Origin of the sequence: Marinomonas hwangdonensis (assembly GCF_003721245.1) — a bacterium.
Classification (GTDB): domain Bacteria; phylum Pseudomonadota; class Gammaproteobacteria; order Pseudomonadales; family Marinomonadaceae; genus Marinomonas; species Marinomonas hwangdonensis.
Genome location: NZ_RIZG01000008.1, coordinates 1 through 20,299, shown reverse-complemented (window position 1 = coordinate 20,299; position 20,299 = coordinate 1). Strand labels below are relative to the sequence as shown.

21 protein-coding genes are annotated in these 20,299 nt (G+C 44.4%); 3 read left to right on the top strand and 18 right to left on the bottom strand.

All coding sequences use genetic code 11. The annotated features are described in order from the left end of the window. Window position 1: 1 nt before the first annotated feature. The 16 genes from EBI00_RS12690 to iscR form a co-directional block, all read right to left on the bottom strand. Window positions 2–643, bottom strand: coding sequence for a YfgM family protein (locus EBI00_RS12690; protein WP_123096315.1), 642 nt, complete (start codon window positions 641–643; stop codon window positions 2–4). A 61-nt stretch (window positions 644–704) separates the two neighbouring features. Further along, on the bottom strand, window positions 705–1,979 hold the full coding sequence (gene hisS, locus EBI00_RS12685) for a histidine--tRNA ligase (protein ID WP_123096314.1): 1,275 nt from the start codon (window positions 1,977–1,979) through the stop codon (window positions 705–707). A 9-nt stretch (window positions 1,980–1,988) separates the two neighbouring features. Beyond that, a complete protein-coding gene (gene ispG, locus EBI00_RS12680) occupies window positions 1,989–3,101 on the bottom strand; it encodes a flavodoxin-dependent (E)-4-hydroxy-3-methylbut-2-enyl-diphosphate synthase (RefSeq protein ID WP_123096313.1) in 1,113 nt (370 codons plus the stop codon). 8 nt (window positions 3,102–3,109) lie between these two features. Beyond that, window positions 3,110–4,141 (bottom strand): RodZ domain-containing protein, encoded by a 1,032-nt coding sequence (locus EBI00_RS12675; protein ID WP_241557033.1) that lies wholly within the window; start codon window positions 4,139–4,141, stop codon window positions 3,110–3,112. 1 nt (window position 4,142) lies between these two features. After that, entirely contained in the window at window positions 4,143–4,868 is a 726-nt protein-coding gene (locus EBI00_RS12670; RefSeq protein ID WP_123096311.1) for a hypothetical protein, read from the bottom strand. 50 nt (window positions 4,869–4,918) lie between these two features. Further along, a complete protein-coding gene (rlmN, locus tag EBI00_RS12665) occupies window positions 4,919–6,034 on the bottom strand; it encodes a dual-specificity RNA methyltransferase RlmN (protein WP_123096310.1) in 1,116 nt (371 codons plus the stop codon). Window positions 6,035–6,177: 143 nt separating this feature from the next. Beyond that, the gene (gene ndk, locus EBI00_RS12660; RefSeq protein WP_123096309.1) at window positions 6,178–6,585 is read right to left on the bottom strand and encodes a nucleoside-diphosphate kinase; all 408 of its coding nucleotides are present in this window, start codon (window positions 6,583–6,585) and stop codon (window positions 6,178–6,180) included. A gap of 156 nt (window positions 6,586–6,741) precedes the next feature. Further along, window positions 6,742–7,896, bottom strand: coding sequence for an IscS subfamily cysteine desulfurase (locus EBI00_RS12655; RefSeq protein WP_123096308.1), 1,155 nt, complete (start codon window positions 7,894–7,896; stop codon window positions 6,742–6,744). Between the two features lie 35 nt (window positions 7,897–7,931). Then, complete coding sequence (locus EBI00_RS12650) at window positions 7,932–8,357, bottom strand: SufE family protein (RefSeq protein WP_123096307.1); 426 nt, start codon at window positions 8,355–8,357, stop codon at window positions 7,932–7,934. Between the two features lie 107 nt (window positions 8,358–8,464). Continuing rightward, complete coding sequence (gene sufT, locus EBI00_RS12645) at window positions 8,465–8,995, bottom strand: putative Fe-S cluster assembly protein SufT (RefSeq protein WP_123096306.1); 531 nt, start codon at window positions 8,993–8,995, stop codon at window positions 8,465–8,467. A gap of 4 nt (window positions 8,996–8,999) precedes the next feature. After that, entirely contained in the window at window positions 9,000–9,350 is a 351-nt protein-coding gene (locus EBI00_RS12640) for a HesB/IscA family protein (protein WP_123096305.1), read from the bottom strand. A 9-nt stretch (window positions 9,351–9,359) separates the two neighbouring features. Next, complete coding sequence (locus EBI00_RS12635) at window positions 9,360–10,577, bottom strand: aminotransferase class V-fold PLP-dependent enzyme (protein WP_123096304.1); 1,218 nt, start codon at window positions 10,575–10,577, stop codon at window positions 9,360–9,362. An 11-nt stretch (window positions 10,578–10,588) separates the two neighbouring features. Beyond that, complete coding sequence (gene sufD / locus EBI00_RS12630) at window positions 10,589–11,848, bottom strand: Fe-S cluster assembly protein SufD (protein WP_123096303.1); 1,260 nt, start codon at window positions 11,846–11,848, stop codon at window positions 10,589–10,591. A gap of 3 nt (window positions 11,849–11,851) precedes the next feature. Next, entirely contained in the window at window positions 11,852–12,637 is a 786-nt protein-coding gene (gene sufC / locus EBI00_RS12625) for a Fe-S cluster assembly ATPase SufC (protein WP_123096302.1), read from the bottom strand. A gap of 13 nt (window positions 12,638–12,650) precedes the next feature. Then, window positions 12,651–14,087, bottom strand: a complete 1,437-nt coding sequence (sufB, locus tag EBI00_RS12620) for a Fe-S cluster assembly protein SufB (protein WP_123096301.1) — start codon at window positions 14,085–14,087, stop codon at window positions 12,651–12,653. 72 nt (window positions 14,088–14,159) lie between these two features. After that, window positions 14,160–14,648 (bottom strand): Fe-S cluster assembly transcriptional regulator IscR, encoded by a 489-nt coding sequence (gene iscR, locus EBI00_RS12615; RefSeq protein ID WP_123096300.1) that lies wholly within the window; start codon window positions 14,646–14,648, stop codon window positions 14,160–14,162. A 268-nt stretch (window positions 14,649–14,916) separates the two neighbouring features. Between iscR and EBI00_RS12610 the strand changes: the two genes are divergently transcribed. Further along, entirely contained in the window at window positions 14,917–15,456 is a 540-nt protein-coding gene (locus tag EBI00_RS12610) for a hypothetical protein (protein WP_123096299.1), read from the top strand. Between the two features lie 121 nt (window positions 15,457–15,577). Here the strand turns inward: EBI00_RS12610 and EBI00_RS12605 are convergent, their stop codons facing one another. Then, window positions 15,578–17,599, bottom strand: coding sequence for an NADPH-dependent 2,4-dienoyl-CoA reductase (locus EBI00_RS12605; RefSeq protein WP_123096298.1), 2,022 nt, complete (start codon window positions 17,597–17,599; stop codon window positions 15,578–15,580). A 117-nt stretch (window positions 17,600–17,716) separates the two neighbouring features. Between EBI00_RS12605 and EBI00_RS12600 the strand changes: the two genes are divergently transcribed. Then, on the top strand, window positions 17,717–18,328 hold the full coding sequence (locus EBI00_RS12600) for a TetR/AcrR family transcriptional regulator (RefSeq protein ID WP_123096297.1): 612 nt from the start codon (window positions 17,717–17,719) through the stop codon (window positions 18,326–18,328). Here EBI00_RS12600 and EBI00_RS12595 read toward each other — a convergent pair. Next, window positions 18,314–19,222: a DMT family transporter gene (locus EBI00_RS12595; protein WP_123096296.1), complete on the bottom strand. Its 909-nt coding sequence runs from the start codon at window positions 19,220–19,222 to the stop codon at window positions 18,314–18,316. The two genes, EBI00_RS12600 and EBI00_RS12595, sit on opposite strands and share 15 nt — an antisense overlap. A gap of 108 nt (window positions 19,223–19,330) precedes the next feature. Here EBI00_RS12595 and EBI00_RS12590 point away from each other — a divergent pair, with 108 nt between their 5' ends. Next, complete coding sequence (locus EBI00_RS12590) at window positions 19,331–20,260, top strand: LysR substrate-binding domain-containing protein (protein WP_206612586.1); 930 nt, start codon at window positions 19,331–19,333, stop codon at window positions 20,258–20,260. Window positions 20,261–20,299: the final 39 nt, after the last annotated feature.

Sequence of the window (20,299 nt, the reverse complement as noted above, 5' to 3'; positions counted from 1 at the left end):
ATTACCCTTTAACCAAATCCTTTAGTTTAATCTCCAGCAGAGGATGGTTCACACCGGCACCCAATGCCTCGCTTGCTTGCTCATAGGCTATACGAGCCTCTTCACGCTTTTCTTGCTGTATAAAAATATCTCCCATCAACTCTTGTTTTTGCACAACGAACTCGCTGGCCGTTACTTGCTCAACACGAGCCATTGCCGCTGAATATTCATCTTTTTGAAGTAACAGGCGAGCAACTCGAAGATTGGCTATCGCCACAAAAGACGCATCGGTGGTTTTCTCGATAGCCGAATCAAGAGCAGCAATCGCTTCATCATACTGCCCATTTTCGGCTTTAACTCGAGCCACAAACAACTGCCCAAACATGGCATAACCCGTATCACCATAGTCCTCAGAAAGCTGATTGGCCATGAAAGTAACCGTTTGTTGGTTACTTTCGTCACTCAAATCGGCTGAAGCCTGAACCAAACTTTGATACAAAGCAGAGGCTTCACTAATGTGATTCGCTTGGCTTGTTTTCCATGCCTGCCAGCCAAAGTAACCACCGACCGAAACAGCAGCGGCAATAACTAGGGCAAGACCGTTCTTTTTCCACCAAGTTTTAAAGGCTTCGATCTGTTCTTCTTCCGTCTTTAATTCAGACACTTTCTCTTCCTCATTCAAGATACTGCAGGTTGGTTAAAAAGCTGTACGGTATTAAATCAAATTATAGGTTGCCACTTATATAAGCAGGTAGATCTTCAAACGCACACGTTTGCTGTTCTCCTGTCGACATATCTTTGACCTGACAAACCCCTTGCTCCACTTCGTCTTGGCCCAAAATAATAGTAAAACGCGCTTCAGAGCGGTCCGCTTTCTTCATTTGATTCTTAAAATTACCACCACCACAATGACGTAATACAACCAAACTTGGGAGGTTTTCACGTAATTGTTCAGCCAGCGTCGTTGAGGCTACTTCCGCATCATCCCCAATACTAACCACAAAAACATCGGCCGAGAATTTGGCTTCGCTGGGAATCAAACTTAAAGTTTCAAGCAACAGTACCAAGCGCTCAATCCCCATTGCAAAACCGACGGCAGGGGTTGGTTTACCGCCCAGTTGCTCCACCAAACCATCGTATCGGCCACCAGCACACACCGTAGCTTGAGCACCAAGATGCGTGGTCACCCATTCAAAGACGGTTTTGCCGTAATAATCTAGACCGCGAACTAAACGACGATTAATAACATAAGGGACCCTATTGGCCTTCAAAATCGTTTGCAGACGTTCAAAATGGCTTTGCGACTCCTCACCAATAAACGCATCTAAGCTAGGCGCCCCCTGTAAGATGGCTTGGGTAGCTTCCTCTTTAGAATCCAAGATACGTAAAGGATTCGTACTTAAACGACGTTGACTGTCTTCATCAAGCTGATCTTTAAACTCCGTCAAGTAATCAACCAAAGCGGCTTTGTAAGCCTCTCGCTCAGACGCTAAGCCAATGGTATTTAACTGCAACTCAACATGCTCTAAAAGCCCCAGCTTTTGCCATAAACGCGCCGATAGAACAATTAACTCTGCATCAATGTCCGCCGTAGCCATGCCAAAAGATTCCACGCCAATTTGGTGAAATTGACGATAGCGACCTTTTTGTGGGCGCTCGTAACGAAACATTGGCCCCGTGTACCATAAACGCTGAACTTGATTAAACAATAAACCCGCCTGATCAGCCGCTCGTACACAACTCGCTGTCCCTTCAGGACGCAACGTCAAAGACTCACCGTTACGATCTTCAAAGGTATACATTTCTTTTTCTACGATGTCTGTTGTTTCACCAACACCACGCTTAAACAAGTCGGTGTTTTCAACAATGGGAAAACGGATTTGTTGATACCCATAAGACTTAACGACTTCTGCCACGGTTTTTTCTAAATACAACCAAACAGATGATTGATCAGGCAGAATATCATTCATTCCTCTGATCGCTTGAATTTTTCGAGCCACAATGGATCCTTAATTTTTTACAATGATGTTGGCTAATTCTCGCTCTTTTAAGAGCGCTTTCTGACGAATCATCTTTTCCAAATCATCAACGAGAGTGTCATTTTTTGTCTTACTGTTTGGCTTACCATCTTGGTAGATCAAATTGTTTGGGGAGCCACCCGCAAGGCCAATGTCAGCCTCTTTCGCCTCACCAGGGCCATTGACCACACAGCCAATGACCGCGACATCCATTGGAATAGTAATATCGTCAAGACGCTCTTCTAGCTCATTCATGGTTTTAATCACATCAAAGTTTTGACGCGAACAGCTGGGACAAGCAATGAAGTTAATACCTCGACTACGCAGCTTCAAGCTACGTAACATATCCCACCCAACTTTCACTTCTTGTACAGGGTCTGCCGCCAAAGATACGCGCAAGGTGTCACCTATACCATCCATCAGCAACAAACCAAGGCCAATAGAGGATTTCACTGTCCCTGAGCGCAAACCACCCGCCTCTGTAATCCCCAAATGCAAGGGGTTGTCTATTTGACTGGCAATTTTACGATAGGCTTCCACCGTCATAAAAATATCAGACGCTTTAAGACTCAATTTGTATTCATGAAAGTCTAACTCGTCAAAATACTGAATCTGACGAAAAGCGGATTCAACTAGCGCATCAGGCGTAGGTTCCCCATATTTTTTCTGCAGATCTTTTTCTAAAGAACCAGCATTCACACCAATACGAATCGGAATATTCTTATCGCGAGCACAATCCACAACCGCACGAATGCGATCTTTGTTACCTATATTTCCGGGATTAATACGCAGGCAATCCACACCGTATTCCGCCACTTTTAGCGCAATCTTATAGTCAAAATGAATGTCTGCTACCAGCGGTATAGACACCGCCTCACGAATTTTTTTGAACGCTTCTGCTGCGTCCATTGATGGAATAGAAACTCGCACGATATCGGCACCAGCATCGGCAATAGCACGAATCTGAGCTACCGTAGCATCCACATCACACGTTTCTGTATTGGTCATACTTTGAATACTGATCGGCGCACCACCACCAACCGGCACATTACCAACCATAATCTGACGAGAATGGCGGCGTTTTATAGGAGATTCAAAATGCATAGGAGTCTCTACTTAAGCTCAAATCGAGCCAAATCGTTACGAACAAAAGAAGAAAAGTCGAACGCTTCGCCTTTGTATGTTAGCGAGGACACGCCTTTCGTATAACCTAAAATAACGCGATATGGGGCCTGTCCAGTCAGCGATAGCTGGCTACCCTTAGACTTTACTCCAGAAAATAAAATCTTCCCTGTGGCATCACGAATTTCCGTCCAGCAATCCTCCACAAACGCGATTTCGATGTCGTCTGAATAAGAGATTGTTGGCGCTACTGAATTCGCTTGTGACACTGAGCTCGCTGTCTGGGACTCACTTTCTAATACAGACGGTTCATTGGCACTATCAGGGATCGACACATTAGGCACTTCGACCGCAACCTCTTGTGCCGAGCTGAAGATTTCATCATCGCTGGACATGTCAATGTCTTCAGAGCCTACGTTTTCAATCACGCTATTTTCGATATCCAAGTTTTCACTATTAGGCACAACAGACTCTTCTAATGAAGGCGCCAAGTCCAATCCAGAATTGTTGACATCAGAAAGCTCTAAGAGCGGTGTTTGATTAATGAACTCTGCTGCAGCCTGTTCATCGCTTTGAAAACTCGGCACAGATGCTGTCGATGACTCTGATGGCCACCAAAAGACCAAGAAAACCAACACAGAAATCACAACAATTGAAATAAACACGACGATCGGATCGCCAAAATGCGACTGTTTATTCACTTTATCAACTGGCTGAATAGTCGACGGTGTAACCTGTTTTTCTCTGTCCGCATCAAAGGCACGAACCATGTCTGTCGGATCAATATCCAACAAACGACAGTAGCTTTTTAAAAAGCCTCGCGCAAAAGTAACAGATCTAAAGTATGTGAAATTATTGGCTTCTAGAGCTCGAACTTGATCAGTGGTAATTTTTAACTCACTGGAAACCTGCTTTTCATCAAAGCCAAGCTCTACTCTTTTTGATTTTAATCTCTTACCAATATTAATCGTATCTGTGCTTGCATTATTTGCAGAAACATCCGTTTGAAATTCAGTTGTCATGTCAATACCTTGAGCCATTCAGGCATGTAAAATCACTCGCAAATGAATACAGTGTAGGGTCAGTCTCGTGTTCAGATAAGTGCCACGACAGACAGTTGTATTCATTAAAATGCTCCGATCCTCGGGCAATTTCTTTGTGAGCCTGGATATTATTTAGAATTAAGCGAGCTTGGTCGTAGTTGCCCTGTATTAAAACAAGATTGAGCTCTGTCATCAAACCTATCAGAGGCAAATCATCAATTTCTTTTGCTTGCTTTAGATGTATTTCAGCCAACTTTACTCGTTTCTGACGCAATCCACATCTAGAAAGATTTATCTGTACTGATTGGCGCTTTGGATGGCCAACTTTGTCGGCACGCCTGAATGCACCACAAGCGTCTTCCCAACGGCCATTCAACCCCAATAGAACGCCATAATTGTTCAGAATAAAGTCATCAAGCGGATAATGAGCCAATGCTTTTTTATGAACCAAAAGTGCCTCATCGTCATTCCCAACACTTAACCAATATAAACCGAGTAAGCGCCAATATGCTTGATTTTGATGCGGCGAACTCACTTGATCTAATTGCTTTTTTGCTAACGTCCATTGTCCAAGCAGTATGTGTGTTTGAGCTACTGTCAGTCGCCTATCGTCTGACATGGACACAGGATTTGGTGCGACAACCTGATAAGCACAAGACGCATTTAACAAACAGCCCAATAAAAAAGGCAGAAAACACCATCGCATATAGACATCCTTGTCTCATCACGAGCCACTAGGGCTCGTCTGGGTAATCGTTAATTTTTTATTTCTCGCAACTCTATGTATCTTTGACTGCGACGAGTCTTGTCTTGAAAGTCTCCGACTAATTGTCCACACGCTGCATCAATATCATCTCCACGCGTGGTTCTAACTGTCACCGTGTAACCAGCGTCCGCCAAAATCTTTTGGAAACGACGAGTACGATTATTGGACGGTTTTTCATAACCTGAATTCGGAAATGGATTGAACGGAATCAAATTAATCTTGCACTCTAACACCTGAAGCAGCTCAGCCAACTCATGAGCTTGCTCCTCATTGTCATTGACGCCCGACATCAAGGTGTATTCAATCGTAATATGACGTTTGTCTGGCAAATTCGCCAAATAAAACTGGCATGCTTCAAGTAGCTCAGCAATGGGATATTTTTTATTAATGGGCACAAGCTCATTACGTAAAGCATCGTTTGGCGCATGCAAAGATATTGCTAAAGACACATCCGTATGCTTCACCAACTCATAAATCTTTGGCACCACGCCAGACGTACTCAAAGTAACACGACGCTTTGACAATCCATATGCGTTGTCATGCATCATCAATATCATGGAATCGACCACAGGTTCGAAGTTCATCAGTGGCTCGCCCATCCCCATCATAACAACGTTAGTCACTCGGCGAGGCCCATTTGGGTCCATTGGCCCAAAAGATTTAATGGCGATCCAAACTTGGCCAATGATCTCAGCGGGTGTTAAATTGCGATTAAACCCCTGCTTACCCGTAGAGCAAAAGCTGCAATCCAATGAACAACCCACCTGCGATGACACACAAAGAGTGGCTCGATCACCATCGGGAATTAAGACGGTTTCGACACAATCGTTTTTGCCCCCTTCCGTGCGAATAATCCACTTACGCGTACCGTCCTGCGAAATCGTTTGAGATACCACTTCTGGTCCACGAATTTCACATGTTTTTTCTAATTTAGCTCGCAGCACTTTACTGACATCGGTCATTTCATCGAAGCTTTCTGCGCCTTTCTGGTGAATCCATTTGATCACCTGAGTGGCACGAAATTTCTTTTCGCCAATCGATTCAAAGTAATCGATGAGTTTATTAGGAGATAAACCCAAAAGGTTTATTTTTTTGTTGTCAGTCATAATTCCAAGTCGCTTGCTATATAGCATTAAATGTAAACGAAAAAAGCCTCTGAAAAGAAAACGCTTTTCAGAAGCCTCTGTAAAAAAGCGGGCAAAAGCCCGCTTTTACAAATCGATTCGGACAAAAATGTCCTAAGCGTCAATTACTTACCGAAAAAGTAAGCAATCTCACGCGTTGCTGATTCAACAGAATCAGAACCGTGAACCGCATTCGCATCGATAGACGTTGCGTAATCTGCGCGCAATGTACCAGCAGCAGCTTCTTTAGGGTTAGTCGCACCCATTAGTTCGCGGTGACGAAGAACAGCGCCTTCACCCTCAAGAACAGAAACAACCACAGGACCAGAAGTCATGAAAGCAACCAAGTCTTTGTAGAAAGGACGCTCTTTATGCTCAGCATAAAAACCACCAGCCAACTCATCGTCTAGTTGAACCATTTTCGCTTCAACGATTTTAAAACCAGCACGCTCAAAACGCGTGTAGATTTCACCGATTACGTTTTTCGCAACAGCATCAGGTTTGATGATAGATAGAGTGCGTTCTAACGCCATGATATAACTCCAAATTGAATTTAAAAGGGCGATGTTTAACATGGCCCATGACATAAAAGTTTAGCGTGCAGATTATACGCACCTATTGGTTAAAATTGTATGCTCAAACCAATATTATTTAGACAATACCTAGTAAAAACACCTTTTTTTCACTGATCAACAAGACGATCGTAAACGTGTCACCGCATTTTTGATGGTCGCTGAGACAAATTCAATGTCTTCTTGCGTAGTAAAGCGACCAACGGACAGCCGCAATGAGCTGTGTGCTAAATCGTCTGCTACACCAATGGCTCGCAGTACATAGGATGGCTCTAGGCTAGCAGAAGTACAGGCAGACCCTGAAGAAACCGCAATATCACTGAGTGACATCAGTAACACCTCGCCCTCTACGCCTGAAAAACCGACGTTTAATACACCCGCCACCCTATGCTCGGAATCACCATTGAGATAAATACCTGGCAATTCGCTTAAAGATAACCACAACTGATCGCGTAGCTGCTTTATTCGAAGGCAGTCGGCCCGCATTTCCTCGCCAGCGAGACGAAACGCTTCCCCCATGCCAACAATTTGATGAGTGGCCAATGTCCCTGAACGCATACCACGCTCGTGACCACCTCCATGAATCTGCGCTTCTATTTTCACCTTAGGACTGCGTTTTACGTAGAGCGCACCCACACCTTTAGGACCGTATGTTTTGTGTGCTGTAAGTGACATTAAATCGACTTTCATTGCATTCACATCAATGGCTACTTTCCCTGTCGTCTGGGCAGCATCGACGTGGAACAACACCTCGTTAGAGCGAGTTAATTCACCTATTGCCGCAATGTCTGTCAGCACACCTAACTCATTATTTCCATGCATTAAGGACACCAATATGGTGTCTTCTCTTAGCGCGGCTTCAACTTGGCTAGGCGAAATAACACCATGACGATCCGGCTGAAGATACGTCACTTCAAAACCTTCTTTTTCAAGCTGCTTGCAAGGATCTAACACGGCTTTGTGTTCGATCATCGACGTAATAATGTGACGACCCTTTTGCCGATAAGCATGAGCAACTCCTTTCAAGGCCAAGTTATTCGCCTCTGTTGCACCCGATGTCCAAACCACTTCACGGGAATCAGCCTGAATAAGCGTCGCCACTTGCAATCTCGCTTCTTCCACCGCCTCCTCCGCTCGCCAACCAAATAAATGAGAACGAGACGCTGGATTTCCAAAGTTACCATCTTGCGTTAAACACGCCATCATTTTTTCGGCTACTCTTGGATCCACTGGTGTCGTAGCGGAGTTATCTAAGTAAACAGGGACGTTCATGACAAGCTCTCCATCAAATACAAAGTAATCATCAATTAAGCGGCGGCCTGAGCGATACTCTTAATGCGATTAACAATAGAGCGCAAACCATTACCACGTGTCGGGCTTAGGTGACGCTCCAAATCCAGAGCCTCAAAATACGCCGAAATATCAAAATCTAAAATCTCTTGCGGTGTCTTATGGTTAAACGCGGCCATCACCACGCCTAACAAACCACGGACGATAATGGCGTCACTGTCTACGGCAAACGTAAGCACCTCCCCTTTCACCGCATCCTGCTCGCTGCCGGGCTGAATCCACACACTGCTTTGACAACCTTTTACGAGACGCTCTGACGTACGCCACGCATCATCAAACGCAGGCAAAGATTTACCCAAATCAATAATGTATTTGTATTTATCTTCCCAATCGTCAAAAAACGACAGGTCGTCAATAATGTCTTCTGTAGTCGGTAAGGACATGAAACCCCTCTTTTCGCGTCAATAAGCCTATTAAAAATAAAAACGGCATTAGCTAGATGCCAAGGCCGTTTCTTATTCTATTCGATTTTACAAATCCACTGGAATAATTAGAAGAAAAGACCCGCCTCTAATTGCGCCTCTTCACTCATCATTTCACGAGACCACGGCGGATCGAACACAAGATCCACTTTAACTGTATCTACATTGGGGACTTTAGCGACTCGATATTTTACATCACCCACCAATACAGGCCCCATTCCGCAACCCGGCGCGGTCAACGTCATATCAATCAAAACCGTCTTGGCGTCTTGATCGAGCGTTACCTTGTATACCAAACCCAAAGAGACCAAACTGATCGGAATCTCTGGATCGTAGATGGTATCTAAAGCCTGCCAGACTTGATCCTTACTGATCTGACCAGTACCAAGATCTTCAAAATCCAAGACCTCTGGTTGCTGACCAATGGCCTCCGCGTCGGTACCGTCTATGCGCAGCATATTACCTTGCCAAGTGACCGTGTAGTTGCCACCTAAGCTCTGGTTGATCGTAATAAACTGACCTTCTGGAATACTAACCGGCTCGCCACTTGGTACTCGTCGTGCTGGACAAGCACGGTTTGTCACTACCATTTTCTGCATGAAGTTAACTCACACTAAAGCTTTCACCGCAGCCACATTCCGCTACGACGTTAGGGTTTCTAAACTTCACTACTTCGTTAACACCTTCGCGAACCAAATCAATCTCTGTGCCATTTAGCAGGCTAATAGACTGTGAGTCCACAGCTAAAGTAACATCGCCAAAAGAGAGAACCGTGTCTGTTTCTGATGCACTGTCAGCAATGTCCAATACATAAGAAAACCCCGTGCATCCACTTTCTTTTGTACTTAAACGGATCAACTTGCCAGGTTGTTTAACCAATTTCGAGGCAAAATATTTCTGTGCAGAAGCGGTTAACGACACGCTAGAGACAGGATCAAACGTTGTTACTGTCATCAAAATCTCCTAAGCCAGCATTGTTCGCACTTTCTTCAGCGCGACAAACAAAGCATCAACTTCTTCAAGTGTATTATAAAGAGCAAAAGAGGCGCGAGCGGTACCTGGCACATTAAAACGCGCCATTAACGGCTGCGCACAATGATCCCCTGTACGTACTGCAATGCCCTGACGATCTAGCAAAAAACCAATATCCGCTGGATGACCATGGTCTAATATAAAACTCAGAACCCCTATTTTATTTTTGGCGGTACCAACAATAGTTAGCCCCTCAAACTGTTCTGCCAATGCAGTGGCATGATCAAGTAAGGCTTTTTCATGAGCCATGACTGCATCTTGGTCAAGTGAAGTAAACCAACGAATCGCTTCACCCAGTGCGATAGCATCTGCCACGTTAGGAGTACCTGCCTCGAAACGATAAGGCAGTACGTTCCACGTCGCGTCTTGCAAGGTCACAGACGCAATCATCTCGCCACCAGTGCGCCATACCGGCCAGTTTTCTAAGACAGATTCTCTGCCCCATAGTATGCCGATTCCCATTGGTCCATACAGCTTATGGCCTGAGAAAACATAAAAGTCACAACCAATATCTTGCACATTGGCCCAGCCATGGGCAGCACCTTGAGCACCATCCACTAAAACCCGGGCCCCCACCGCTTTTGCTTTTGCTGTCATGGCTTTCACTGGGTTCACTGTACCTAGTGCATTGGAAACCTGAGTTAATGCGACAAAACGTGTCCGCTCATTGAGCATGGACTCATAAGCCACTTGATCGAGTTCCCCCTCATCGGTAACAGGAACCGTTCTTAAGATAGCGCCTGACGCCTTACACGCTTGCTGCCAAGTCACGAGATTGGCATGGTGCTCCATGCCCGTTGTGATCACCTCATCACCAGTGGACAATAGCTGACCTAATCCATTCGCTACTATGTTGATGCCTTCCGTGGTGCCAGTCGTCCAAATCACTTCCTCACGCTTTGAAGCATTAATAAAGTCTTTGACAATATCTCGGGCCGCTTCAAAACGCCCCGTCGCTTCATCCGCAAGACGGTGGGCACCTCGGTGTACGTTGGAATTGCAAGTGCTGTAATAATTCACTAATGCATCAATCACGCATTGCGGCTTTTGTGTTGTCGCTGCGTTATCAAGATAGACCAATGGTTTTCCATCAATTTCTCGCTTTAAAATCGGAAATTGATCACGTATAGCAGCCACATCAAAATTCATTCGATTCTCGCTTACTTCACTTCCATTTGCGCAAATCGTTCACGGATAATAGGACGAATCCACTCCGCCAACGCCGCATTTGGCATTAAATCAATCAACTCATTAATAAAACCAAAGTTGAGCATCACTTGCGCCTTCGAGCGGCTTACACCGCGAGTCTGCAAATAATACAAAGCTTGTTTATCAATCTGAGCTACGGTTGCCCCATGAGCACATTTCACATCGTCAGCGTATATTTCTAACTCTGGCTTAGTATTAATCTCAGCTTTATCGGATAACAGCAAGTTGCGGTTATTTAGCTCTGCCAAAGTTTTCTGTGCATCACGGTGAATATGAATACGACCATTAAAAATAGCGCGAGAACGATCCGCTACGATACAACGCACATTCTCTTCAGTTTTGCCATTGGGCATGGCGTGCTCAACCGTCGCATGCAGATCAAACAGCTCTTTTCCATCTAACAAATACATGGCATTAAGCTTGGCATCTGCAAACTCACCCGCATGAATAATGTCTGTGTCTAAACGAGACAGCTCACTACCAAAACCCACCAGGGTACTGTGCATTTTAGCGTGGTCATGCAAGCTAAAATGGCTACCACCAATGGAAACATTACTGCCTGTCTGTAGAGCAAAGCGATAATGTTCTAGACTAGCATTCGCAGCGACCTTGTATTCAACAAACGCGGTATTAAAACTATCGCCCTGGGCTTGGACATCTTCAATCACGGTTAATCGCGAGCCCGCTGCCAAAGTAACTTGCACACGAGTATGTGATTCCGCGCCTTGACTCAACAAAGAGCTAATACGAATCGGCTGAGTAACCTCAACCCCTTCCGCCACCGTCACCACCACGACATCCTGTGCTAGTGCGTCGTTAACCAAACCGAAAATGTGACGCTCTGGCTTAATAGTCGAAAATGTATGTAGTGCTTCTGTTTGTTGCGCCGTATCTAAATCACTACCCAAGGAAATGGACACACCTTCAGGCAAGGTTTTCGTCAATTGCGTTTGGTCAAACTGACCATTCACAAAGACCAATTCAATCGCAGATAAACCCGCAATGGCAACCGGAAGCAACTCAACTTTATCGGTAATGACTTTTGCTTGCGTACGCTCTACAGGGCGCAAAGGCGTATAACGCCACGCTTCCGTTTTACGCGTTGGCCACTTAGTATTTGCTAAAAGTTCCAGTGCGTGAGCTCGCTTTGGCGCAAGCCAGTCATTGATACCTTGCGCTCGAGCAATGGCGCTTTCTAACCATTCACTCATGCGTTACCCCTCAAGTTCGTCTTCAACTGGCTCTTTTTGCAACCAAGCATAACCTTGAGCTTCTAACTCAAGCGCAAGGGAAGCATCACCACTCTTAACAATTTTACCGTCAGACAATACATGCACAAAGTCAGGCTTAATGTAATCCAAAAGACGTTGATAATGGGTCACAACAATAAAACTGCGATCTGCGGAACGTTGGCTATTCACACCCTCTGCCACTATCTGCAAAGCGTCAATATCCAAACCAGAATCGGTTTCATCTAGAATGCAAAGCTTTGGTTTCAGCAACAGCATCTGCATTAGCTCATTACGTTTTTTCTCGCCACCGGAGAAACCTTCGTTAACACCACGCTTCAAGAAAGCCACTGGCAAGTTAACTTGCTTACACGCTGCTTTCGCTTCTTTCAAGAAATCCGCAGAGGTAATGGCGTCTTCACCACGGGCTTGACGCTGTGCATCAACCGACGCTTTTAGAAATTCTAAGTTGCTAACACCGGGAATTTCGACTGGGTATTGGAACGCCAAGAACAACCCTGCGCGAGCACGGTCTTCGGTTTCCATTTCCAGTAAATCTTCGCCATCAAGCGTCACACTACCACTGTCTACACTGTAACCATCACGACCAGACAAAACATAGCCAAGGGTACTTTTACCGGCACCGTTTGGTCCCATGATCGCGTGCACTTCACCCGGTTTGATGTCTAAATCCAACCCTTTGATGATCTGTTTTTCTTCAACGCTGGCGTACAAATCTTTTATCGTCAACAAACTTTTCGTGTTCGACATCTTTAATAATTCCTTAACCTACTGAGCCTTCAAGGCTTATTTCTAGTAACTTGCCCGCTTCAACGGCAAATTCCATTGGTAATTCTTTGAATACTTCCTTACAGAAGCCATTCACAATCATAGAGACGGCTTTTTCAGGGTCCAGGCCACGCTGACGGCACAAGAACATCTGTTCATCACTGACTTTAGAGGTCGTCGCTTCATGCTCAATAATGGCTGATGGGTTACGACTTTCCACGTAAGGGAAAGTGTGCGCGCCACACTGATCACCAATCAACAGAGAGTCACACTGGGTAAAATTACGCGCACCTTCGGCACCTGGGTTCATACGAACAAGTCCACGGTAACTGTTGTTACTTCTTCCTGCCGAAATACCTTTGGAGATAATGGTAGACTTGGTATTTTTGCCGATATGAATCATCTTGGTCCCGGTGTCGGCTTGCTGACGACCACGCGTCAAAGCAACTGAGTAGAACTCGCCTACACTGTTATCGCCTTTCAAAATGCAGCTTGGATACTTCCAAGTGACCGAAGAACCAGTCTCGACTTGCGTCCAAGAAATCTTCGCGTTGGTATGACAAATACCACGCTTGGTGACAAAGTTGTAAATACCACCTTTACCGTTCTCATCGCCTGGATACCAGTTTTGCACCGTTGAGTATTTAATCTCAGCGTTATCTAGGGCAACGAGCTCTACTACCGCCGCATGCAGCTGATTTTCATCACGTTGTGGCGCCGTACAACCTTCCAGATAACTCACGTGGCTCCCTTCATCCGCGATAATCAAGGTACGCTCGAATTGGCCTGTATTTTGTTCATTGATACGGAAATAAGTCGACAACTCCATAGGGCAGCGAGTGCCTTTAGGGATGTAAACAAAAGAACCATCCGTAAATACGGCACAGTTCAACGCCGCGTAATAGTTGTCTTTTTTAGGAACAACGCTACCGATGTATTTTTTAACTAGATCAGGATACTTATGAACGGCTTCTGAAATCGGGCAAAAAATCACCCCAGCTTCTTCCAGTTTTTCACGAAAAGTCGTAACAACAGAAACCGAATCAAATACCGCATCAACAGCGATACCAGCCAGCATTTGTTGTTCTATTAAAGGAATACCAAGCTTTTCGTAAGTCCGCAGCAACTCAGGGTCAACTTCATCCAAGGACTTGGGTTTATCCTTCATACTTTTAGGCGCTGAATAATAGGAAATAGACTGGAAATCTATCTTAGCGTAATCCACAAGGGCCCATTCAGGCTCTTCCATTGCTAACCATTCACGAAAAGCACTTAGACGCCATTCAAGCATCCACTCAGGCTCGCCTTTCATTGCAGAAATACGTTGAATAATGTTTTCATTCAATCCAGGTTCAAACGTTTCTGACTCTATATCAGACACAAAACCCGCTTCATACTCCCGCGCCAGCGCCTTATCAATCTGCTCAGTCATATACACACTCACTTTTTATGGTGGATAAACACAATGCCTTACAGTGCTTATCTCAGCTATTTTATTCTCTACTTAATCCACTACGGCAGCATTAATTTTACTGCTGTTTAAAGACCATTGTCGGCTTTCGAGATCTTGTCGCTCTGCAACTTGTCGCACATCATTTCGGCGAACCAACTCATCAAGACTGATTTTGTTTAAAAAATCATGTATCTGATCACTCAAATCACACCACAAGTGATGGGTCAAACAAGTATGCCCACTTTGGCAGTCACTTCGCCCTTTACAACCCGTCGCATCAACAGACTCATTAACAGCATCTACAATCTGAGCAACAAAAATATCACTCCGCAAACGGCTCAGACGGTAACCTCCGCCAGGGCCTCTAACACTGTTTACTAATGACTTCTTACGTAACTTAGAGAACAATTGTTCAAGATAAGATAAAGATATTCCCTGTCGATTCGAAATATCAGATAAAGACACCGGCCCTCGGTCTGAATGTAACGCTAGATCGAGCATGGCGGTTACGGCATAACGACCTTTTGTTGTCAGGCGCATAAACTATCCAATTAGTATTAATCTGTAGGGGTAAATAGTACACAAAACCTACTGTTTTTATCAAGTATTTACCTGACTATTTTAGTAGGTTATTGTATCAACACGACAAACTTTTGTATTTTAAGGGTTGAGCAACGAAAACTAAACGTTTGACCGACATTCGATATCAGATTTTACAACATAGCTCAGTATATTGGCTTAAAAAGCTTGTTCTTCTATCATAAATCAGCACACTGATGATTAGGCGCACAATAAAGAGAGAAACAAAATGGCAACGAAACCCACAAAAGACAAAAAAGTGGACGATGAAAAACCTGCGGACGAACTCGCACCTAAAAAAAACAACAAAGCACTGTTTATTACGGCGTTCGTTGTTTTTTTACTCAGCGTTTCTGCGTCTACCGGTGTCGCATTTTTTTTATTGTCACCAAAAGAGAGCACGCCTTCTAACGATCAACTTGCTCAGCAAGAGCAGCTTCTAACCAGTCTTCAAGAAAGCCTTAAGCAACAAGAAATGAAAATAAACGCCATTGAAGAACAAAATGAGACATTAAAGCTGTATTTAAGGCACAGCAGTGCCACGGCTCTAAAAAATATTTTAATTGATCAGGAACAAAACATTCAGGCGTACTTAAAAGTCATGAAGTCCGCGATTGGTGATTTTTCAGCCCTTATCCCAAGAACCACCGATTGGAATAATGAGTACCAATATCAACTCGATCTGGCCCTTAAAGGCAGCATGAAAAGAGAAGACTTGTTGAAATTGCTCAAAACAGGTGAGCCAAATGATACTCCACCGCAACTCTAAAGCATCACTTAAATTAAAAAGCAAAGCCGGTATAAAGCGCCACTATTATTAACACGCTTTATACCAACAACCATTGCCTTAATCGATGTGTGAAATCAAAACCTGATGGATTTTACCAATCTCATAGGGAAGAGGCTAAAATAGTGCCCTGCTTAATCGCACGTTTAGCGTCCAACTCTGACGCCTCATCTGCACCACCGATAAAATGAACGGGGCGATTAACGGTTTCAGCAAGCGTTTTATTCGGTAGCTGCCCTGCACAAATCACTACGTTGTCTACGTCTAAACAGTGTGACTTTCCATCAATTAACAAATGAAGACCCGCATCATCTACCTTTTGATATTCACACCCAGCCAACATAGTAACGCCTTTCTTTAACAGTTCAGTACGGTGAATCCAGCCTGTCGTTTTACCCAACTTGCCGCCCACCTTAGATGCCTTTCTCTGCAACAAAAACACGTCTCTTGCGGCTGGTGCAAATTCAGGCTTAACACCTTCAACACCACCTCTTGCGCTGAACGTCATGTCAACGCCCCATTGCTTCATAAATCGCTCAATACTCTGTTGCGGCTGATCAGCATGATGAATCAAGTACTCACTGATATCAAAACCGATACCTCCCGCACCAATCACAGCAACACGTTTACCTACGGCATGACCGTTCATGACATCCAGATAGCTCATCACCTTAGGATGATCGATACCATCAATGTCAAGCTGCCTTGGTACAATACCCGTAGCAAACACCAACTCATCGAAGTCATGTTCATTCAGCAAAGACTCATCCACCTTAGTATTAAGACGTAAAGTCACCCCTGTCAGCTCAAGCTGACGTTTAAAAAAGCGCAATGTCTCGTAAAACTCTTCCTTGCCAGGAATGCGCTTGGCAATATTAAACTGACCGCCAATTTCACTGGCAGAGTCGAACAAGGTGACAAGATGACCCCGCTTTGCTGCAGTCGTTGCAAAAGCTAGCCCGGCTGGGCCGGCGCCAACCACACCAATTCTTTTTGGTGTATCTGTTGGCGTAATAAGCAATTCTGTTTCATGGCAAGCCCTTGGATTAACCAAACACGACGTCATTTTATTGACGAAAACGTGATCTAAACAGGCTTGATTACAGCCAATACAGGTGTTGATCTCGTCAGCTCTATTTTGCTCAGCCTTAACAACAAACTCAGGATCAGCTAGAAACGGCCTTGCCATAGAAATAAGATCGGCGTCACCACGGGCTAAAACCGTTTCTGCAGTATCTGGCATGTTAATGCGATTAGAAGTGATTAAAGGTACTGTTAAGGACGCTTTTAACTTTGCTGTGACCCAAGTAAAAGCGGCTCTAGGTACCTTAGTTGCGATGGTCGGTACTCTCGCTTCATGCCAACCGATACCTGTATTAATGATGCTCGCACCTGCTTTTTCAATTCCAAGACCAAGGGTAATCACTTCATCCAATGTGCTACCTTGCTCAACAAGATCCAACATGGATAAGCGGTAAATAATGATAAAGTCTTTCCCTACCGCCTCTCGCACCCGACGCACAATTTCAAGCGGTAAACGAATGCGATTATCATAGTCTCCACCCCATTCGCCTTCACGCTGATTGGTACGAGAGACAATAAATTGGTTTATCAAATACCCTTCGGAGCCCATTATCTCAACCCCGTCATAACCCGCCTTTTTCGCGAGCGCCGCAGCGCGAACAAAGTCATTAATCTGCTTATCTATCTCGTCATCCGTTAATTCATGAGGAGGGAATGGATTAATTGGTGCCTGTAACGCAGAGGGAGCAACTAATTTGGGATTATATGCATAGCGCCCCGTGTGTAGAATTTGCATGCATATCTTGCCACCTTCAGCATGAACAGCGTCTGTCACTTCACGGTGATTCTGTGCATCTTGCTCAGTAGCCATCAACGCAGCGCCCGCATACACCCCACCTTCTGGGTTTGGGCCAATCCCCCCAGTGACAATCAGTGCAACTCCGCCACGAGCACGTTCGGCATAAAAGGCGGCCATTCGAGTAAAACCACCTTTAGCCTCCTCTAAACCTAAATGCATAGACCCCATGATGATACGATTTTTTAATGTCGTAAAACCAAGATCGAGTGGTTGAAAAAGGTGCGGATAAGGTGACTGACTCATAATATGACTCTCTCTATTTGTTATTTTTAATGATTGCAGTGACCCATCTGCAATATTGACACCGTCAAGATAGAATTTCATTTTGACATTGTCAAGATACAAGTATTTAATCAATGAATGTCGACATTAAAATTGCAATATCATCATGGTGATCTCACCAAATCCTTACTAGAAGCCGCCACCGCTATCATTAAAGAGCAAGGCGTCGAAGGTTTGAGCATGCGAAAACTGGCGGATAAGGTCGGAGTATCAAGAACGGCACCTTATCATCACTTCAAAGATAAGAACGCCCTGCTTTGTGCCCTTGCAGAGAGGGGCTTTAACCAACAAGAAAAGATGCTAGCTGCGCTCAAGAAACAAGACCATCCAACAGAGCAGCTTTTTAAAGAGTACGTGTGTGCTTATATGGACTATGCTCTAGAGCACAGTGAAATCTACGATCTTATGTATGGTAGAACGCTATGGAAAGCGGGAACCCCGAGTGATTCCTTAAAAAAATCTTCAAAGCAAACGTTTAAAGCATGGATTGAATGGGTTGAAGAACTTCAGGAACACGGTGTACTACCAAACAATAATACACCGCTAAGAATAGGACAAACCACATGGGCAAGCCTGCATGGCCTAGCCAGACTATTCCTAGATGGCATCTACCTAGACCAAACAGACTTATCGGAAATGATTGAGCAAATGATTAAGAATCTTTGCTCGTTGCGCTTAGCCAGCACCTAAATTAGAGCGAGTGTTAGACATAAGTTGCTGCTTCTTCAAACGACGAATGTCTCTGTGACTCAAATAGAGTAATGGCAATATTACAAAAAGCGAGCCAATAAATAAGCCCATATCCGGTGTTTCACCAAACACCCACCACCCAATAAGAAACGCAAAAATAAGACCTGAATACTCAGCACTGGTTACCTGGCTTGAAGCCACATAACGGTAACCAATAAGGCAAGACAGGCTGTACAAAATAGAACAAATGGAAGAAAGCGCAGCAAACAATACCACCTCAAATTGAAATGCTGCACCTTCCCAAAAAGCCAGTCCAGCCGCAACGGGCAATGCAAAAACTTGAGTGACCAATAATCCATACAGCATATCTTGTTGCTGGGGCAGTTTTTTAATTAAAAGACTATTCGTGGCGAGAACAACCGCAAACAAAATAGCGCTTATCATCCCCGCGCTCACCTCAGTTGGGCGTAAAATCACTAGAATCCCAATGAAACCAAAAACAGCAGCCAAAATTACATCTATGGTTAAGCGCTCTTTATAGAAAAATGCGCCCAATAGCATAATAAAAATAGGGGCAGTATAAAACACCGCATTTGCCGTTGCTAACGACAACTCAGCCAAGGACAACACCAGCAATACCGCGGCTAACACCCACATATTGCCTCGAATAAAATGAAGCTTTAAACCCAACGAAAAATCGTTACGGGCATACCGGCGATACCTGACAGCGATAATCGGTAACAGGAAAAGACACATAAACACCGCGCGCAAGAAAGTGAGCTGAAATATCGCCACATCAGAACCCGCCATTTTTATAAAGGTGTCACACAAGGTGGCAAAAAAACTGCCAAGCACCAAAACAAAGATCGCACTAGTAACGGTACGTCCTGACACATCATTCTCCTTTTTATAGAAAGCTTATTATGGCGTGATTCTAAACCGCCACTAACATTAGATAAAATGATATATTTAGACTTAGTATTAGAAAAATAGATAATAAATATGACCCCACTTAAGACACTGCCCGTATTTGAATCTGTCGCTCGTTTAAATAGTTTTTCATTAGCCGCTATTGAGCTGAACGTCAGCCAGAGCGCTGTATCTCACCAGATCAGGACTTTAGAAAATTATCTGGGAGAAAGCCTTTTTCACCGCCAAGGTCGTAACCTTGAATTGACCAAAGAAGGTCGACAATATCTAGACGCCATCAGCAGCTCGCTTCTGCAAATAACAGAAGCCACAAACCGACTAAAAGGACAACCAACCACCCACATCCGTTTAGCGGTCTACAGTTCTTTCGCCGTATACTGGTTAATTCCTAGGCTGCCAGACCTCAAGCGACTCCATCCAAACCTCGAACTTAGCATTGAAATGAGCCACGGATCCCCAGAACTTTCCGATCGTACTGCCGATTTTTTTATAACGGTTGAAAAAGACAAAAGAGGCTTCTCTTTTGAGTCCCTTTACGAAGAGGAGCTTTTCCCTGTTTGCAGTCATCAGTATTACGAAATAATAAAAAATCGTTTAAATACAGCAACAGAAGAAGAATTATTCGAAAAGCTCTATCGCGAACCAAGCCTACTTTCGCAATTTTCACTTATCACCGCATACAGTATTTATGATCGCCATACGGAGGATTGGAGGCGCTGGTTTGCCCAGCTAAAAATCCCCATACCTGCATCGGTTCAGTTCCATCGTTTTAGTCACCTAATGCTCGCGTATGAAGCCGCTAAACACTCACTGGGGATCGCCCTTGTAAACGACTACATGATGAACGAAAAAGATAACGTCCTCGTCAGGCTGCCCTGTAGTGGGTTTAAAACGGGGGATTACTTTTATCTTGTACACAAAGAAAGCCGAAAAAACGAAATTGCCATAAAACATCTTAGATCATGGTTAAAAGAAGAAGCAAAAACACTTCCTAAATTTTGATCTTGGATAGGACTCTCCCCTTGGTCGCCGATGCGCGCT

Excerpts from the sequence above, each read along its gene's own strand:
- rlmN (WP_123096310.1), bottom strand. The coding sequence starts at position 6,034 with ATGACTGACAACAAAAAAATAAACCTTTTGGGTTTATCTCCTAATAAA.
- EBI00_RS12610 (WP_123096299.1), top strand. The coding sequence starts at position 14,917 with ATGGCAACGAAACCCACAAAAGACAAAAAAGTGGACGATGAAAAACCT.
- EBI00_RS12600 (WP_123096297.1), top strand. The coding sequence starts at position 17,717 with ATGTCGACATTAAAATTGCAATATCATCATGGTGATCTCACCAAATCC.
- sufD (WP_123096303.1), bottom strand. The coding sequence starts at position 11,848 with ATGAGTGAATGGTTAGAAAGCGCCATTGCTCGAGCGCAAGGTATCAAT.
- EBI00_RS12590 (WP_206612586.1), top strand. The coding sequence starts at position 19,331 with ATGACCCCACTTAAGACACTGCCCGTATTTGAATCTGTCGCTCGTTTA.
- sufB (WP_123096301.1), bottom strand. The coding sequence starts at position 14,087 with ATGACTGAGCAGATTGATAAGGCGCTGGCGCGGGAGTATGAAGCGGGT.
- ispG (WP_123096313.1), bottom strand. The coding sequence starts at position 3,101 with ATGCATTTTGAATCTCCTATAAAACGCCGCCATTCTCGTCAGATTATG.
- sufT (WP_123096306.1), bottom strand. The coding sequence starts at position 8,995 with ATGCAGAAAATGGTAGTGACAAACCGTGCTTGTCCAGCACGACGAGTA.
- EBI00_RS12635 (WP_123096304.1), bottom strand. The coding sequence starts at position 10,577 with ATGAATTTTGATGTGGCTGCTATACGTGATCAATTTCCGATTTTAAAG.
- EBI00_RS12640 (WP_123096305.1), bottom strand. The coding sequence starts at position 9,350 with ATGACAGTAACAACGTTTGATCCTGTCTCTAGCGTGTCGTTAACCGCT.
- EBI00_RS12655 (WP_123096308.1), bottom strand. The coding sequence starts at position 7,896 with ATGAACGTCCCTGTTTACTTAGATAACTCCGCTACGACACCAGTGGAT.
- EBI00_RS12675 (WP_241557033.1), bottom strand. The coding sequence starts at position 4,141 with ATGACAACTGAATTTCAAACGGATGTTTCTGCAAATAATGCAAGCACA.
- sufC (WP_123096302.1), bottom strand. The coding sequence starts at position 12,637 with ATGTCGAACACGAAAAGTTTGTTGACGATAAAAGATTTGTACGCCAGC.
- EBI00_RS12605 (WP_123096298.1), bottom strand. The coding sequence starts at position 17,599 with ATGAGTCAGTCACCTTATCCGCACCTTTTTCAACCACTCGATCTTGGT.
- ndk (WP_123096309.1), bottom strand. The coding sequence starts at position 6,585 with ATGGCGTTAGAACGCACTCTATCTATCATCAAACCTGATGCTGTTGCG.
- EBI00_RS12670 (WP_123096311.1), bottom strand. The coding sequence starts at position 4,868 with ATGCGATGGTGTTTTCTGCCTTTTTTATTGGGCTGTTTGTTAAATGCG.
- iscR (WP_123096300.1), bottom strand. The coding sequence starts at position 14,648 with ATGCGCCTGACAACAAAAGGTCGTTATGCCGTAACCGCCATGCTCGAT.
- EBI00_RS12650 (WP_123096307.1), bottom strand. The coding sequence starts at position 8,357 with ATGTCCTTACCGACTACAGAAGACATTATTGACGACCTGTCGTTTTTT.